This is a genomic window from Nitratireductor sp. ATLC21 (genome assembly GCF_057196525.1).
In genome coordinates, this window is sequence record NZ_JBXUOU010000003.1 from 554,931 (window position 1) to 570,376 (window position 15,446).

15 protein-coding genes and 1 pseudogene are annotated in these 15,446 nt (G+C 63.5%); 8 read left to right on the plus strand and 8 right to left on the minus strand.

Features of this window, described 5'->3' with window-relative positions; genetic code table 11:
* Window positions 1-2 precede the first annotated feature (2 nt).
* Window positions 3-878: pseudogene (locus AC2CHD_RS17205) on the plus strand (LysR family transcriptional regulator).
* Window positions 879-890: 12 nt separating this feature from the next.
* On the opposite strand, the gene AC2CHD_RS17210 reads toward AC2CHD_RS17205, so the two are convergent.
* The 8 genes from AC2CHD_RS17210 to AC2CHD_RS17245 are packed head-to-tail and all read right to left on the minus strand — an operon-like array spanning window position 891 to window position 9,337.
* Entirely contained in the window at window positions 891-1,619 is a 729-nt protein-coding gene (locus AC2CHD_RS17210; protein ID WP_484554645.1) for an SDR family NAD(P)-dependent oxidoreductase, read from the minus strand.
* A 4-nt stretch (window positions 1,620-1,623) separates the two neighbouring features.
* Entirely contained in the window at window positions 1,624-2,427 is an 804-nt protein-coding gene (locus AC2CHD_RS17215; protein ID WP_484554646.1) for a cyclase family protein, read from the minus strand.
* Complete coding sequence (locus AC2CHD_RS17220; protein ID WP_484554647.1) at window positions 2,424-3,683, minus strand: SDR family NAD(P)-dependent oxidoreductase; 1,260 nt, start codon at window positions 3,681-3,683, stop codon at window positions 2,424-2,426. The genes AC2CHD_RS17215 and AC2CHD_RS17220 overlap by 4 nt, the downstream gene beginning before the upstream one ends.
* Window positions 3,680-4,864, minus strand: coding sequence for a thiolase family protein (locus AC2CHD_RS17225; RefSeq protein ID WP_484554648.1), 1,185 nt, complete (start codon window positions 4,862-4,864; stop codon window positions 3,680-3,682). Before AC2CHD_RS17225 ends, AC2CHD_RS17220 begins: the two co-directional genes overlap by 4 nt.
* Window positions 4,864-6,504, minus strand: a complete 1,641-nt coding sequence (locus tag AC2CHD_RS17230; RefSeq protein ID WP_484554649.1) for an AMP-binding protein — start codon at window positions 6,502-6,504, stop codon at window positions 4,864-4,866. The genes AC2CHD_RS17225 and AC2CHD_RS17230 overlap by 1 nt, the downstream gene beginning before the upstream one ends.
* Before the next feature lie 13 nt (window positions 6,505-6,517).
* The gene (locus tag AC2CHD_RS17235) at window positions 6,518-7,000 is read right to left on the minus strand and encodes an aromatic-ring-hydroxylating dioxygenase subunit beta (RefSeq protein WP_292897927.1); all 483 of its coding nucleotides are present in this window, start codon (window positions 6,998-7,000) and stop codon (window positions 6,518-6,520) included.
* Complete coding sequence (locus AC2CHD_RS17240) at window positions 7,000-8,331, minus strand: aromatic ring-hydroxylating dioxygenase subunit alpha (protein ID WP_484554650.1); 1,332 nt, start codon at window positions 8,329-8,331, stop codon at window positions 7,000-7,002. Before AC2CHD_RS17240 ends, AC2CHD_RS17235 begins: the two co-directional genes overlap by 1 nt.
* Window positions 8,332-8,371: 40 nt before the next feature.
* Complete coding sequence (locus tag AC2CHD_RS17245) at window positions 8,372-9,337, minus strand: PDR/VanB family oxidoreductase (RefSeq protein ID WP_484554651.1); 966 nt, start codon at window positions 9,335-9,337, stop codon at window positions 8,372-8,374.
* 207 nt (window positions 9,338-9,544) lie between these two features.
* On the opposite strand from AC2CHD_RS17245, the gene AC2CHD_RS17250 reads away from it, so the two are divergent.
* From AC2CHD_RS17250 to AC2CHD_RS17280, 7 genes are read left to right on the plus strand one after another with little or no spacing between them, the layout of a single operon-like run.
* Window positions 9,545-10,570, plus strand: coding sequence for a TRAP transporter substrate-binding protein (locus tag AC2CHD_RS17250; RefSeq protein ID WP_484554652.1), 1,026 nt, complete (start codon window positions 9,545-9,547; stop codon window positions 10,568-10,570).
* Window positions 10,570-11,079 carry a TRAP transporter small permease gene (locus AC2CHD_RS17255; protein WP_007009257.1) on the plus strand — a complete coding sequence of 170 codons (510 nt, stop codon included), beginning with the start codon at window positions 10,570-10,572 and terminating at the stop codon, window positions 11,077-11,079. Before AC2CHD_RS17250 ends, AC2CHD_RS17255 begins: the two co-directional genes overlap by 1 nt.
* Window positions 11,079-12,365, plus strand: coding sequence for a TRAP transporter large permease (locus AC2CHD_RS17260; RefSeq protein WP_484554653.1), 1,287 nt, complete (start codon window positions 11,079-11,081; stop codon window positions 12,363-12,365). Before AC2CHD_RS17255 ends, AC2CHD_RS17260 begins: the two co-directional genes overlap by 1 nt.
* A 12-nt stretch (window positions 12,366-12,377) precedes the next feature.
* A complete protein-coding gene (locus tag AC2CHD_RS17265) occupies window positions 12,378-12,914 on the plus strand; it encodes a MarR family winged helix-turn-helix transcriptional regulator (protein WP_484554654.1) in 537 nt (178 codons plus the stop codon).
* The gene (locus AC2CHD_RS17270) at window positions 12,911-13,336 is read left to right on the plus strand and encodes a RidA family protein (protein ID WP_229449724.1); all 426 of its coding nucleotides are present in this window, start codon (window positions 12,911-12,913) and stop codon (window positions 13,334-13,336) included. Before AC2CHD_RS17265 ends, AC2CHD_RS17270 begins: the two co-directional genes overlap by 4 nt.
* A gap of 46 nt (window positions 13,337-13,382) precedes the next feature.
* Window positions 13,383-14,459, plus strand: coding sequence for an NAD/NADP-dependent octopine/nopaline dehydrogenase family protein (locus AC2CHD_RS17275; protein ID WP_229449725.1), 1,077 nt, complete (start codon window positions 13,383-13,385; stop codon window positions 14,457-14,459).
* Entirely contained in the window at window positions 14,459-15,442 is a 984-nt protein-coding gene (locus AC2CHD_RS17280) for a 3-hydroxybutyryl-CoA dehydrogenase (protein ID WP_484554655.1), read from the plus strand. The genes AC2CHD_RS17275 and AC2CHD_RS17280 overlap by 1 nt, the downstream gene beginning before the upstream one ends.
* The last annotated feature ends 4 nt before the right edge of the window (window positions 15,443-15,446 follow it).

Below are 15,446 nucleotides of genomic sequence, written 5' to 3' on the forward strand. Positions count from 1 at the left end.
GAATGGATATTCAGCAACTGAGAACCTTCGTTGCCGTTGCTCGCGAGGGGAGCATTACGCGGGCCTCCGAGCGCATCCATCTCAGCCAGCCTGCCGTCAGCGCACACATTAAGGCGATGGAGGAGACGCTTGGGCTTTCCCTCTTCGAGCGCGCACCGCGCGGCATGATCCTGACGGGGGATGGCGAACGCCTGCTTGCGAGGGCCGAACAGACGCTAGGTGCCCACCGTGAACTGCTTGAGGAGGCATCCCGCCTCAAGGGCAGCCTCACCGGACGCCTGCGGCTTGGCATGGGCTGCAACTCGGGGCCTGAGGCGCTGGGGCGGCTGATGACGGGCTTTGCCGAGCGCTATCCGCAGGTGGATGTCGTGCTGCGGCATGGAACCTCACGCTCCATTGCCGAAGGCATTCGCAATGGCGGGCTGGATGCCGGGTTTTACAATGAGACAGGCGAACCCGGCGACGACCTGGCTGCGGTCGATGTCTTGCGCTTTGCGATCTATCTTGCCGTTCCGCCCGGGACCGTGGACGCGAAAGACAAGCCCAACTGGCAGGAACTGGCGGAGATGCCGTGGATTTGACCGGCCCCTGACACGTGTTGCGGGGAAGCGGCCGAGGCGCTCTTTCGCAGGCATAATTTTCGGCCCACCCGCATCATCAGCGTTGACCGGGAGCAGGTCACGCGCACATTGATCGCGGGCGGGGTCGGCGTCGGCCTGCTGCATGCAGAAGCTGCGCGCTCGGCCGAGGCGGACGGCGAGGTGGACCTGATCTGCAAGGCGCATGCTGCCGCGCGGCTGGTTTTCGCATACTTGAAAGAGAGGGACGACGACCCGCTGCTTCAGGCGGCGCGCTCCATCGTCACTGCCAGTAGCTGACGTGGGTCGCTGTCAAAGCTGCATGCTGCCGACGCTTGCACCACCGCAGACATAAAGCGTCTGGCCGGTGACGAAGCTGGCCTTCGGGTCGGCGAAGAACATGAAGGCGTTGGTGACGTCTTCCACCGCGCCGAGCCGGCCAACGGGAATGCGTTTGGCAAGCTCTGCCTCGCGCTCGCTGCCCTTGGGGATGATGCCCCAGAAATTGTCGGTCTGGATCGGGCCGGGCGCCACCACGTTTACGGTGATGCCGTGGGGGGCGAGTTCCAGCGCCCAGGTTCGCGCCATGCCCACCATGCCGGCCTTGGATGCGCCATAGGCGGTGCGGGTCTGTGCGCCCAGTGCTGCGCGCGATCCATTGAAGAGAACACGGCCGAAGCGGCGTTCCTTCATGGCAGGCAGGAAGGCTTTCAAAAGCGTGAGGGCGGAGCCAAGGTGAAGCTGGGCGAGGCCGGTGATGTCCTCGGCGCTGGCGTCTTCGATGAGATTCGGCCAGATGAGGCCTGCATTCTGCACGAAATGGGTGACGTCGTGCCTGCCGGCGATCTCGGCTGCGGCCGCGCTGACGGCTGTGTCGTCCAGCAGGTCTGCCTCGACCGAGCTCAGCCGTTCATGCGAGAACTCCGGCGCGCGGCGCGCGACCGAGATGACGCGGTAGCCGGCATCCAGCATGGTTCGGGCGAGGTCCGCGCCGATGCCCTTGTTGCCGCCGGTGATGACGGCTGTCAGCTCTTTTTCCATCGGGTCAGGTCCTGCCGGGTACAAGCGCCACCACGCGCAGCGGGCTGCCAGTGCCGTTCTTGATCTTGAGCGGGGTCGCGATCAGCATGGCCCCGGTGGGCGGCAGCCGGTCGAGATTGTTGAGGCATTGCAGCCCGTAGCGCCCCGCGCCATGAAGATAGAAATGGGCCGGGTAGGGCGGCGTGTAGTGCGATCCCTGACCGGCGTCGGTGCCGACGGTCTCGGTGCCGAAACCGCGGATGCCGCGTTCGTCCACCAGAAGCCGGATTGCCGCCGGTGTGGGGCCGGGCGAATGCGCGCCATCCTCACGCATGTTGAGATAGGCCGCGCCCCGGCGCTTTGACCAGTCGGTGCGCATCAGAACCCAGCTCTCGGCGGGAATGCGACCGTGCTCGGCCTCCCACGCCTCGATGACCTTCGGCGTCAGCTCGAAATCCTCATCGGCGGCAGCGCCTTCGGAGCAGTCGATCACGCAGACCGGGCCGATAAAGCGCTCGGCGGGAATCTCGTCGACGCTGCCATTGGGCACGTCGCGGCCGGAGATCCAGTGCGAGGGCGCATCGAAATGGGTGCCGGTGTGCTCGCTGCAGGTGAAATTGTTCCATTTCCACGCCGGGCCGCGATGGTCATAGGCGGACACTTCTTCCATGCGGAAGCGGGCGCACTGGCCGAATTCCGGTGGCAGCACGATGACCGGAAAATCCTGATCGAGCGTGTGGGTGAGGTCCACCACCTCGATTGCGCCGGTGGCGAGCGCCTCCGCCAGATTGCCCAGAAGGGCGGATGGGTCGGTTGCGTGGACGTTCATGCGCCGCCTCCGTCGGTTTCGCTCATCTCGCGCTCCAGCACTTTTGCACCGGCGCGCCAGCGCTCGATCAGGTCCTTCGCCACATCGCCGACGAATACATCTTCCAGCCCGTCCTTGAGGCCGGAGACGATGGCTCGGGCAAGGGCTGCGGGCGCGACCTTGGGCGGCGGCAGGGGCTGGTGCCATGCGTCGTCCGTCGGGCCGGTATAGACATTCATCATGCGCACGCCGCCGGGGCGCATCTCAGCGCGCAGGCACTGCGACAGCGAGTAGGCGGCGGCATTGGAAGCCGAGAAGGCGCCAAAGGCCGGCATGTTGGAATAAGCGTAGACCGACAGGATGTTGACCCATGCGGCGGCGCTGTTGTCGCCGTCCGCGCCGCGCCCGCGCATGGCCGGGCCGAAGGACTGGGCAAGCCGCATCAGGCCGAGATAGTTCACCTCCATCTCGTCGCGGGCGAACACGGTGTCTCCACGGTCCATGATGCCGCCCGGGCGCACGAAGCGGGCATTGTTGACGAGAATGTCCGTCTTGCCGCCGATTTCGCCGGCCAGCTCTGCGACCGATGCGGTGTCGGTGACGTCGAGCGGCACGATCTGGACATTGGGGATCGCCTCAAGTGCTGTGCGGTGCGGATAGGGCCGCCAGCCTTCCGGCTCACCGATGAAGATGATCGACGCGCCGGCCTTTGCAAAGGCCTCGGCCAGCGCCACGGCGTTTTCGCTGCGTGCATCGGTGATGAGCACACGGCGGAATTTGGGATCGGCGGTGATTTCGCGCAGTTGCGGATCGTCTTCCATGTTGGGCGTCCCTTCGGGAGGCAGGGCGTAGAGAACGCCCTGGCCCGACTTGTCGAGCCGGTTGATGATGCGCACCCGTCCGCCGCGCGGCACATCGCCATGGACATGGCACATGACGGAGGGGCCGGCGTCGAGCCGGACGGTGCCGACACGCCATGGGGTGCGTTCGCGGAAATAGGTGTTGGTGCTGGTGCGCACCGTGGTTTCGGCGATGAGCTCGCCCGCCGGGTCGATGTCGCGCCAGGGGAGGTCGGTCGACAGGCAGGTGGAGCAGGCGTCGCGCGGCGGATATTGCAGCGCGCCGCATTCGCCGCAGACCTGCAGCATGAAGCGCCCCTCGGCGGCAGCCGCCGTGAGCCCCAGCGCCGCGCGGCTTCTGAGGCCCGAGGGCAGTGTCTGTGTGCGGGTGCGCTTTTGCGGGTCTTTCTTCGGCGGCGGCAGGATGGCGTCGGTCATGTGCCCGCTCCCGAAATGATGGCGGCGCTGGAACAGACGCCACGGTCGTAATTGATCATGCCGAAGCCCGAGACCATGGCGGTCGTCGCACCTTCCACCTGGGTGGGACCGGCTCTGCCAGTGACCTGGCGGATGGCCTCGACCATGCCGATGAAACCGCCGGCGGCTCCTGCCTGTCCGGCCGAAAGCTGACCGCCCGACGTGTTGTGCGGAAAATCGCCGGCAATGGTGAGATCGCGCTCGCGCACGAAGGCCGGGCCCTCACCTTTCCCGCAGAAGCCCAGATCCTCGAACTGCATCATGGAGATGACCGGGTAATCGTCATAGGTCTGCAAGAGGTCCATGTCGTCGGGCCTGGCGTCGGCCATGGCGTAAAGCTCGTCGATATCCATGGCCCAGCCGCCGCGCATCTGGATCGGGTCTTCGGGGAAGGCGTTGTGGCGTTCGATGCTGCCGCGAATATGCGCGTAGGCAAGGCCGGCGGCGCGGGCGTCTTCCTCACGCATCACGAGAAACGCTTCTGCGCCGCTGACGGGCATGACGCAATCGAACAGCGCGATGGGATCGGAGATCATGCGCGCGGAAAGATACTGATCCATGGTGAGCGGCTTTTTCATCACCGCATGCGGGTTCTTCAGCGCATTGTCGCGCTGGGCGACGCAGATGCGGCCGAAATCCTCGCGGGTCGCACCATAGGCGCTCATATAGTGGTCGGTCAGGAGCGCGAAACAGGCATTCGGCCCGCCTGCACCATAGGGATAGGAGGCGTCCTGCGCGAAGCGGCTGAAGCTTGAGAGCATGCGCCGGAAACTGTCGACATGGTTGGTATCGCCGGCGACACAGGCAACGATGTCGGCGTCGCCCGCCTGCACCGCGCGGGCGGCGCGCCTGAGCGCCACGACGCCGCTCGCCCCGCCCATGGGGATGTGATCGAGCCAGCGCGGGGTGAGACCGAGATGCTGGGTCAGCCCCACCGCCGTGTCGGGAAAGAGCGTGAAGCTTGAAACCGAGAAGCCGTCGACATCGCGGGGGCTGAGGCCGGCACTTTGAAGCGACTGGCGCAGCGCGCGGGCGATCCACCAATGCGCCGTTTCCTTGGAAAAACGCTGATAGGGCGTGGTGGCGGGCGCGGCGAGCACCACGCCCTCATAGCCCATCCGTCTTGAGGTGCGACCCGCCATCAGGCCGCGCGCCTTTTCTTCAGGGCGCGTGTGTCGACCGTTGCCGGATCGGTGAGAAGCCGGGCGACCAGTGTTTTCAGTTCGCCGCGCTGGATCTTCTGCGTGGAGGTCAGGGGCAGGGCGTCGACAAAGGCGATGTAGCCCGGAACCTTGTAATAGGCGACACGGTCCAGACACCATTCGGCGATCTCGCGGGCGCGCGCCTCATCGCGTTCGCCGCTCTCGACCACGAGACAGGCGAAGACCTCGTCGCCGCGCAGCTCGTCGGGTGCTGCTGCGACTGCTGCGGCCTTGATGTCGGGATGCTGCATGAGGAAGGATTCCACTTCCACGGCGGCGATGTTCTCGCCGGAACGGCGGATCACGTTCTTCTTGCGGTCGACGAAGAAGAAGTCGCCATCGGCGTCGCGCATGACGATGTCGCCGGTGTGGAACCAGCCGCCTTCCCACGCCTCGGCAGTGGCCTCGGGGTTGGCGTAATATTCGGAGAAGAAGCCGAAACGCGGATCTTCGCCCGCATGGCGTACCAGGAGTTCGCCGGGTTGGCCGGGGGCTGCATCGCTGCCATCGTCGGCGACCACGCGGGCCTCGATGTCCGGGCCGGGCTGGCCAAGGCAGTTCGTGCCGCGCTTGCGGGGCTCGTGATTGGCGACGATGACCGCGCCAGCCCCCGTCTCCGTCATGGCCCAGCCTTCGATCAGCGGAATGCCGAAACGCTCCTCGAATGGGCCGTGCAGCTTGGGATCGATGCCCGCGCCGAAACCGAAGCGCACATTGTGCGCCTTGTCCTCTTCCGTGGGTTCGGCCTTCATGAGAATGGACGGCATGACGCCCAGATAATGCAGGCAGGTGGCCCGGCTGTCACGCACGCTCTGCCACCAGCTGCGCGGGTGGAAACGGTCGAGCGCGATGAGGCAGCCGCCGACCGTGATCATCGCCATCAGCGAATAGGCCATGGCGTTCATGTGGAAGATCGGCAGCGGCGTGATCATGCGCTCGCCGTCTTCGTTCATGGCGCAAAGCCCGCCCGCCTTCGCGTACCAGCGGCCCGAATGCAGGAAATAGAGGTTCGACAGGACGCAGCCCTTGGGCTTGCCCGTTGTGCCGGAGGTGTAGAGCATGGCCGCTTCGCGGGTGAGCGGCGCGCCCTGCGGCGTCTCCATGTCTGCAAAGCGCGGATCGAGCGGCGGGGTGTCCGCCTCGGGCGTGACGACCGGAAAGCCGACGCCGGAGGCAGTTGCAGCCTGCTCGAGATCCGCCACGCGGCTCGCGATGGCCACCGCCAGAACCGGGCGCGCGTGGCCGGCCATGTATTCCAGTTCGGCCGATTGCAGGTCGGGATTGACCGGCACGACCGAAAGCCCCAGCGCATTGAGGGCGAACCAGTGCAGGAAGAAGCCCGGCCGGTTTTCCATCAGGAGCATGACGCGCATGCCGGTGCGATAGCCGCCGGCGGCATAGGCGTTTCTCAGGCGTTCAATCTCGGCAAGTGCGGCGCCATAGGAGAGTTCGCCGGCGGGGATGTCGTAGACCGTGGCCGTCTCCTCCAGCACGTGCAGGAAGGGGCGGTCCGGCCAGCGCCCGGCGGTGTCGGCAAAGGCCGCGAACACGGTGTCGAACGGCGGGATCTGCGATTTCATCTGCTGCGCGCTTTCAAAGGAACATCTGGATATTGCCGAAGGCGGCATCGGAATTGAGCAGATCGACGCGCTTGTGGGTGATCTTCAGCTTTCCCTCGATGAGTTTCAACTCGTGACGTGCCGTGGCGGCGAGCAGGATCTGGTCGTCGAGCCGCGTCTCCACATAGTGGAATGCCGTGTGGGTGACATACTCACCCTTCTCCTCGTCCATATGGTCGATGAAGGGGCGGTTCAGAACGTGGTGGCAGCGGGTCTTCGGCTTTTGCGAGAAGGTGCGCTCGCCCTTGAAGCGCTCGACGCGCAATTTGCGCATGAAGGCATCTTCATGCAGCAGCGAGGTGACGTGCTTGGCGTCTTCCTGATTGTAGTCGAGGGGCATCCAGTAATAGCTGTCGTGGGTCCACAGATCGAGCCATTCGTCAAAGCGCCCATCGTCCAGCATGCGGGCTTCTTCATAGACGAAGTCGATCAGGTCGTCGCGGGTGGGAGCCTTCATTACGCGTCTCCTTCCATCGTCATCGTCATGTATTTTTCCCACGCGTGGAACTGGTTGCGCATCTGGCGCTCGGTGGTGCCGTTTTCGACGGCGATCTCGTCGAAATTCTCGCCTTCCTGGTAAAGGCGCTGGACATTGACCCATTCCAGCCCGTCGGAATGCAGGCCCTCCTGCGCGCGCTCATACATTTCCAGATCGTCATGGCCGACCATGGAGGTGGGCGCGTTGATCATGCGGTTGTACATGGCGGTGCGCTCCAGAAGCATGTCGGGCGCGCCCACCAGCCGGTAGATATAGCTTTCGACAAGCGTCTTGTCGGCGGCGATGGGGGTGAACAGCCGCAATTGCTGGATCGGCCCTTTGATCATGATGTTGGGGAAATAGACCGTGTTGTGCCGGTTCTCGCCGAGGATCGCCTTTGTGCGCTCCTCGCCATAGGCCTCGACCATCTGCTCGTAATAGCCGGGAATCGCTGAATAGTCGGAGTGGATCGAGTGATGCACGCCGGTGTGGCCGTGACCGTTCGGCCAGGTGCGGATGCCCATGTTCTCGAAGAATTCATAGGGGCTCATGAAGGGGGCGATCACCTCCATGGCCATGGGCTTCTTCGTGCCTTCGGGCTTGTCCATCTTCTCCCACAGGTCGATGGCCGTGCCGGCGGAGCTTTCATGCGCGACCATGGGATGGCAGGTGTCGGTCTGGTTCTCGACCAGCATCTTCCAGTTGCAGCGATGCATGTAGCGCAGCGGCGGGCCGGCCACTTCCAGACGGCCCTCGGGAGAGCGGTCGACCATATTGTCGAAGGAGCTCAGCGATTCTCCGAAGAAGCTTTCGAAGTCCGGGCCTTCCTTGTTGAGGCGGGCGAAGATGAAGCCGCGATAGTTTTTCACCGCACCGACGGAGGCGAGGCCGTGCACGGATTCGCTCTCTTCGAGGCCGGTGTCCTTGTAGCCCTTGCGCAGCGGGATGGCGAGCAGGCAGCCATTCGTCTTGAACGACCAGGCGTGATAGGGGCAGCGGAAGAATTTTCCGGTGTTGCCTGTCCGGTCGATGGCGATCTTCGTGCCCTTGTGCGGGCAGCGATTGTGCAGGACGTAGATCTCGTTGTCGGAGTGGCGCACCATGATCACCGGCTGCGTGCCGATCTCGGTGGTGAAATAATCGCCCTTGTTGGGCGTCTGGCTCTCATGGCCGACAAAGACCCAGGTGTTGGCAAAGAGATGTTTCATCTCCAGCTCGAACACTTCCTGATCGATATAGACGTCGCGGTGGACTTCCGTGGGCCGGATCAGATTTCTGATCGCCTGGGGGTTGTTCGCGTAACGGCTCATGGCTTGCTGCTCCCTTGCTGGCCGCCGTCCAGTCGGTCTCCTAGAGGTCGAGGACGAGCCGGTCGGATTTTGCGCGTGACACGCAGATCTGCATGACGTCATTTGCCGCGCGTTCATCGTCGGTGAGGATGACATCGCGGTGGTCGGGAATGCCGGACAGGACCGTTGTCTGGCAGATGCCGCAATCGCCGCGCTGGCAATCATAGATCAGGTCGACGCCTTCCTCCTCGAGCACTTCGATGATGGACTTGCCCGGCGGGATGGTGAAGACCTGACCTGTGGAGCTGATCTCGACCTCGAAGGGCTTGTCGCCCGCTTCGGCCTCATGCGCCTCGAACAGTTCGAAATGCACGTGATCCTTGGCGATGCCACGGGCATGGGCGATCTCGCGCACCGCCTCGATCATGCCGCGCGGGCCGCACACATAGATGTGGCCTTCCGCCGGCGCCTTGCCGATCAGCGCCTTCAGGTCGATGCAGGTTTCGGGCTCGTCGTCGCAATGGATGGTGAGGGCATTGGTTTCGATGGCCTCAAGCGCATCGACAAAGGCCAGAAGCGTGCGCGAACGGCCGGCATAGTGAAACGAGAAAGGGCGGTCCTTCGCCTTGAGTTCGGCAGCCATGGAGATGAGCGGCGTGACGCCGATGCCACCGGCGATGAGAAGGACAGGCGCTTGTGCATCGACCAGCGCAAAATCGTTGCGCGGCGCGGAGGTTTCGATGATGTCGCCCTCTTTCAGCCCATGCATGAAGCGGGAGCCGCCCTTGCTGTCCTCCTCCAGGCGCACGCCGAGGCGATAGGTGGTGGGTGCGTCGGTGGCGCCGGGCTGAACGCTCGCATTCACGAGAGAATAGTGCCGATCCGAGCCATCGGGCAGCGTGACGCGGATATGCGCGCCGGCTGAAAAGCCCGGCAACGGGCCGCCATCGACCGCCTCCAGTTCGAGCGCCCGGATCTGCGGTGTGAGTGCCTCGGATTTGCGTACCTTGAGCTTCAACTCGCTCATTGGCGATCTCTCCTCCTGCGACGGCCCTTCCAAATCTTCTTGTTGGTTGTGAGCGGTGGCCACGCTTTGCGATTAATATGAATTCGCATATTTTTCTCTGTCAAGCTTCAAACCTAAAAAAGTGAAATTTCATCTTTTTAAGCTTGAAGAGCATGAAAACTTATGGAAGCCTCATGCACAGGAGGAGGCCGTCATGGAGAAAAGACAATGACGCGCATGCTAAAAACATTTGTAACTGCATCTATTCTGACGACAGTCATGAGCTTCGGCGCGATGGCGCAGGAGACAGTTCTGCGCATGTCGAACTGGCTGCCACCATCTCATCCGATCGTCCGGGACATGATGATCCCATGGGCGGAGAAGCTGAAAGAGGCCAGCGACGGCCGTATCGAGGTGCAGATCCTGGATGCGCCGCTCGGGCCGCCGCCGGCACATTTCGATCTTGCCGCCAATGGCGCCGTGGACCTGACATTCGGCGTGCATGGCTATACGCCGGGGCGTTTCACCCTGACCGAAATCGCCGAAATGCCGTTCTTGGCCGATACGTCGGAGAGCCTTTCGGTGGCCTTCTGGCGTGTGTTCGAGAGCGATCTGGCGCAGGCCGAAGAGCATCGCGGCACCAAGGTGCTGGGCGTCTTCGGGCATGGGCCGGGGCTGCTGTTCACCAAGGGAAAGCCGGTTTCGCCTCTTTCGGACCTGTCCGGTGCCAAGATCCGCGTTGCGGGCAACATCACCAACAAGCTTGCCGAAGCGATGGACATGGTGTCGATCCAGGCACCGTCTCCGCAGTCCTATGAGATCCTGTCGGGCGGCATCGCCGACGGTATTTTCTTCCCCGTCGAATCCGTGCCCTTCTTCAAGCTGGAAACGCTGGTCGACAAGGCGCTGCGTGTGCCGGGCGGTCTCTACAATGTCTCGTTCTTCTTCGTAATGAACAAGGCGAAGTTCGACAGCCTGTCGGATGAGGACAAGGCGGCCATCGAAGAGGTTGCCGGCGAAGCGTTCTCGCGTATGGCGGGGCAGGCCTGGGATGCGGCGGATGCAGCCGGCATGGAAGTGATCGGCTCGACCGTCGACTTCCACGATGCGACCGAGGAAGAGCTTGCGACGCTGCGTGAGAAGACGCAGCCCATGTTCGACGATCTGGCCAAGGCCTATGAGGCCAAGGGACTCGATTTCGACGTCGTGATGGGCAAGCTCAAGGACGAAATCAAAGCGGTGGCGGCTGAATAATGGCCGCCTCCTCCGAGCGGATCGCAATGCGGGCTCGGCGGTGGCTAAGACTGGCGACCGCCGTGCTTTGCGGCGCGTTTCTGGTGGCGCTGACGCTGGTGACGGTGGTCGATGTGATCGGCCGCTATCTCCTGTCGTCGCCGCTGCCGGGTGCCGCGGAATATACCGAAATCCTCCTGATGGCGATTGTGTTTGTGGGGCTGCCGGCAGTGTGCCTGGATGACGGGCATGTGAGTGTTGATCTGCTCACGGCCGGCCTCAGGGGCGTGGCTGAGAGAATTCAGCTCAATCTCGCCCGGCTTGTGGTTGCCGTGGTTCTGGGGCTCGTTTCCTGGCAGCTCTGGAACCATGGGGCCCAGCTCGACAGCTACAATGAGGTGACGGTGTATCTGCGTGCGCCGCTCGGGCCGTTCGCCAAGGCGACGGCAGTCATCACCGGTGTCTGTGCGGTGATCACGCTTGTCATGGCGGTGCTGCGCCTGCCCAAAAGCGATGGCGGGGGCGTTTGATGGCGTGGCCAATCGGAATGGCGCTGCTTCTGGCGCTCATCTTCGCGGGCGTGCCCATCGCATTCGCGATGACTGCGGTGGGACTGATCGGCGTTGTCTCGATCGTTGGCTGGCATCCGGCGCTGGCGATGCTGGGGCAGGTGTTCTTCGACAGTGGCAGGAGCTATACGCTCTCCGTCGTGCCGCTGTTCCTTCTGATGGGCAATCTCGTGGTTCAGTCGGGCGTGGCGGGTGACCTCTACGCGGCGGCCAATGCCTGGCTGCGCCACCGCAAGGGCGGGCTTGCCATGGCGACCATCGTCGCCTGCGGCGGGTTCTCGTCGGTGTGCGGCTCGTCGCTCGCCACCACGGCGACCATGGCCCGCATCTCGCTGCCGGCGATGCGCAAATATGGCTATTCGGACCGGCTGGCTGCCTCATCCATCGCAGCGGGCGGTACGCTCGGCATTCTCATTCCGCCGTCCGTCATCCTTGTTATTTACGGCATTCTCACGCAGCAGAACATCGGCAAGCTGTTTCTGGCCGGCCTTTTGCCGGGGCTGATCGGCGTGATCGGCTACATGATCGCCGTGCGTCTGTCGCTGGTGGTCTATCGCGAACATCTGGAGACCCAGCCCAAGCTGCCACTGATCGACCGCATTCGCGCTTTGCGCGGTGTGGTCTGGGCGCTGGCGCTTTTCGTGTTCGTTCTGGGCGGTATCTATCTCGGCGTGTTCACGGCGACGGAAGCGGCGGGCATGGGCGCGGGCGGGGCGTTTCTTCTCACCTTCATGCGCGGACGGCTGACCCTGCGGGCCACGCTTTCCACGCTGTTCGACACGGCAAAGACCACGGCGGTGATGTTCTTCATTCTGTTCGGGGCGCTCTACTTCCTGAACTACGTGAACTTCTCCGGCCTGACGGGTGACCTGCGCAACTGGATCAACGCTTTCGGCGTCGGCCCGTACCCGGTGATCTTCATGATCGTGCTGATCTATCTGGTGCTGGGCTGCCTGCTTGAAAGCATCTCGATGATCACGCTCACCGTGCCGATCCTGTTTCCGATCGTCACCGGTCTTGGCTTCGATCCAATCTGGTTCGGCATCTTCGTGGTGATCGCCACCGAGCTGAGCTTCATCACGCCGCCCATCGGCATGAATGTCTTCGTCATGCGCACGGTGGCGCCCGACATTCCGCTGGAGCGCATCTTTGCCGGCATCCTGCCCTTCGTGGCGATGGATTTGGTGCGGCTTGCGCTTCTGATCGCGCTGCCGGCGATGGCGCTTCTGATCCCCAATTCGATGTGACCGGACGATATGATGGCGAGTGAAGACAACAGAATAGAGATCGACATAGAGATCGACCGGGATGCGGGATTTGTGGGCGACTATCTGCTCTATCTGCTTGCCGCCGCCAGCGACGCAGCCAGTGCCGATTTTCACGCCCATGTGCGCGAGCAGGGGCTGCGTGTGCCCGAATGGCGCATCCTGGCCTGCCTCTGCGACGAGGATGGCCAGATGGTGACGCAGCTTGCCCAGCTTGCGTTGATGGAACAATCGCACCTGACCAAGATCGTCGACCAGATGGCGACGAAAGGGCTTGTCAAACGCCGCAGTGACGAGCGCGACCGGCGGCGTGTGCGCGTCTATCTGACCGCAGCCGGGCGGGTGCTCGGAACAGGCTTGGTGAAGAAGGCGAGAGAGCATGAAATGTCGATCGTTTCGCGCCTGGGCGCCACCGACGCAGCGCGCCTGAAGGCGGCGCTGAAGGACATACACGCAATTTGCCGGGGAGGGGATGACGCTGCGGGCAGGGCTTCGTCAGCGCCGGCAGAACTGGAGGCAAGCCTTTCATGACGGAAAACTCCGAACGCACTCTGCTGCATGAGACGGTGCACCCCGAGGGCTGGCCCCAGCCGAGGGGCTATGCCAACGCGGTCAAGACGGATGGCGGCATCATCTATACGGGTGGCCTGGTCGGGTGGGACCGGGAGGGGCGCTTTCCGAAAGGCTTTGTCGCGCAGGCTCATCAGACGTTCCGCAACATTCGCGATGTGCTGGAGGCGGCTGGAGCGGGGCCGGAGCATCTGACGCGTCTTACCTGGTATGTGACCAATGTTGAAGATTATCTCGCCGACCCGAAAGGGCTCGGAAAGGCGTATCGCGATGTCTTCGGGCGCTGTTTTCCGGCCATGGCGACCGTTCAGGTGACGAGACTCGTGGAGCCTGAGGCTGTCGTGGAGATCGAGGCGACGGCGGTCTTGCCTGCTCAAAAATAGAACAACCATCCGCAAGAAAATGCGCGGCAATGAGGGGAGTACAGGAATGAAAGTAGCGGTTCTGGGCGGAGGCAACGGGTCTTATGCGGCTGCGGCGGATTTCGCCGAGGCGGGCCATGATGTCCGCTGGTGGCGGCGCGACCGCGCCAGTTTCGCCGATGTCGAGAAGGCAGGCGGCATCACCCTGACCGACCACGAGGGCAGCCGGAAGATCGCGGTCGTGCCGACCGACGATCTTGCTGCAGCGCTCAAGGGAGCGGAGCTGATCGTTGCGCCAACGCCGGCCTTCGCGCAGGAGGATATTGCCACGAAGCTCGCCCCGCATCTGGAGGACGGGCAGGTGATCTACCTGCCGCCGGGCACGTTCGGGTCCTACCTGATGATGAAGCGGATTCGCGAAGCGGGCTCGAAGGCCGACATCGCGATTGCCGAAACGGGCACGCTGCCATGGCTGACGCGCAAGCAGGGGCCGCTCGAGGTGCGCGTGACGACGCGGGCCTCGCGCCTGCCTACGGGCGTGCTGCCGGCGCGGCATACGGATCATGCGATAAAGGCGATTGCAGCTGTATTCCCGGCCTCCATCGAGCCGGTCGAGGATGCGCTGTCGGGCGCGCTGATGAATGCCGGCCCGATCATTCACCCGCCGCTGATCCTCATGAATGCCGGTCCCATCGAGCATTTTGATCGCTGGGACATTCACAATGAAGGGACGCAGCCCTCCATCCGCCGCACGCACACCGCGCTCGACAATGAGCGCATGGCGATCCGCGAGGCGCTCGGCTATGGCGCGCCGCATTTCCCGCTCGCTGATCACTACGAGACCAGCAACTGGATGTATGGCAATCTGGCCCATGACAAGCTGGTGGATTCCGGCGACTGGCACGAGAAGCTGGACCTGAAATCGCACCGCTACATGCTGGAGGATGTGGGCATGGGACTCGCCTTCATGGTTTCCGTGGGTGAATGGGCAGGTGTGCCCTGTCCGGTGGCGACCGGCCTTCTGGCGATTGCCGGTGCGGTGGCCGAGCGCGATTTCCGCGCAGAGGGCCGCACGATGGAAAAGATCGGTCTTGCCGGTGAAAGCCGCGAGGCGGTGCAGACGATGCTGCGCGAGGGGCTGTGATGGCAGATGACGTGACCATCGCCTGCATCGGTGCCGGTCGCATGGGGCGGGGCATTGCGCAATGTGTCGCCTATGCCGGCCACGCGGTGCGGCTGATCGATGCCAAGGAGCGTGACGCCGACGCCTTCGCAAAACTGCGCGACGAGGCGCTGGACGAGATCCGCACGGCGCTCGCCTCCATCGCAGCACTCGGTGCTTTCAAAGTCGATGCCGTTCCGCAGATCATGAAGCGGGTGAGCATCGTGCCGCGCGGCGAGGCGGCAGCGGGCCTTTCCGGCGCGCGGATTGTGTTCGAGGGCGTGCCGGAGGTGACGGACGCCAAGCGCCATGCGTTTGCGCTGTTCGACGCCCATGCCGATGGCGACGCAATTCTGGCCTCGACCACCTCGACCATGCTGTCGACGGAACTGGCGGGTTTCACCTCTGCGCCCGAGCGCTTTCTCAATGCGCACTGGCTGAACCCGGCCTTTCTGATGCCGCTGGTGGAGCTCAGCCCGGCCGATGAGACGGATGCGGAAACCACCGCATTCGTGCGCGCCTATCTTGAAGGCATCGGCAAGGTGCCGATCGTCTGCAAGGCTTCGCCCGGTTACATCGTGCCGCGCATTCAGGCGCTCGCCATGAACGAGGCGGCGCGGATCGTGGAGGAGGGCGTTGCGAGCGCCGAGGATGTCGACAAGGCCGTGACCTATGGGTTCGGCCTGCGTTTCGGCGTGTTGGGTCTTCTGGAATTCATCGACTGGGGCGGGGGCGACATTCTCTATTATGCAAGCCGCTATCTCGCCGGGGCTTTCGATGACGAGCGTTATCAAGCGCCGGAGATCATCAGTCGCCACATGGAAGAGGGACGTATCGGTTTGAAGACCGGCTCCGGCTTCTTCGATTATTCCGACATGGATGTCGATGCCTATCGCCAGCGCCGCATGGCCGCCTTCCTGAAGGCGCTCGACAATGCGGGGCTTGTGCGGCCGCCAAAGCTTTAGGGAG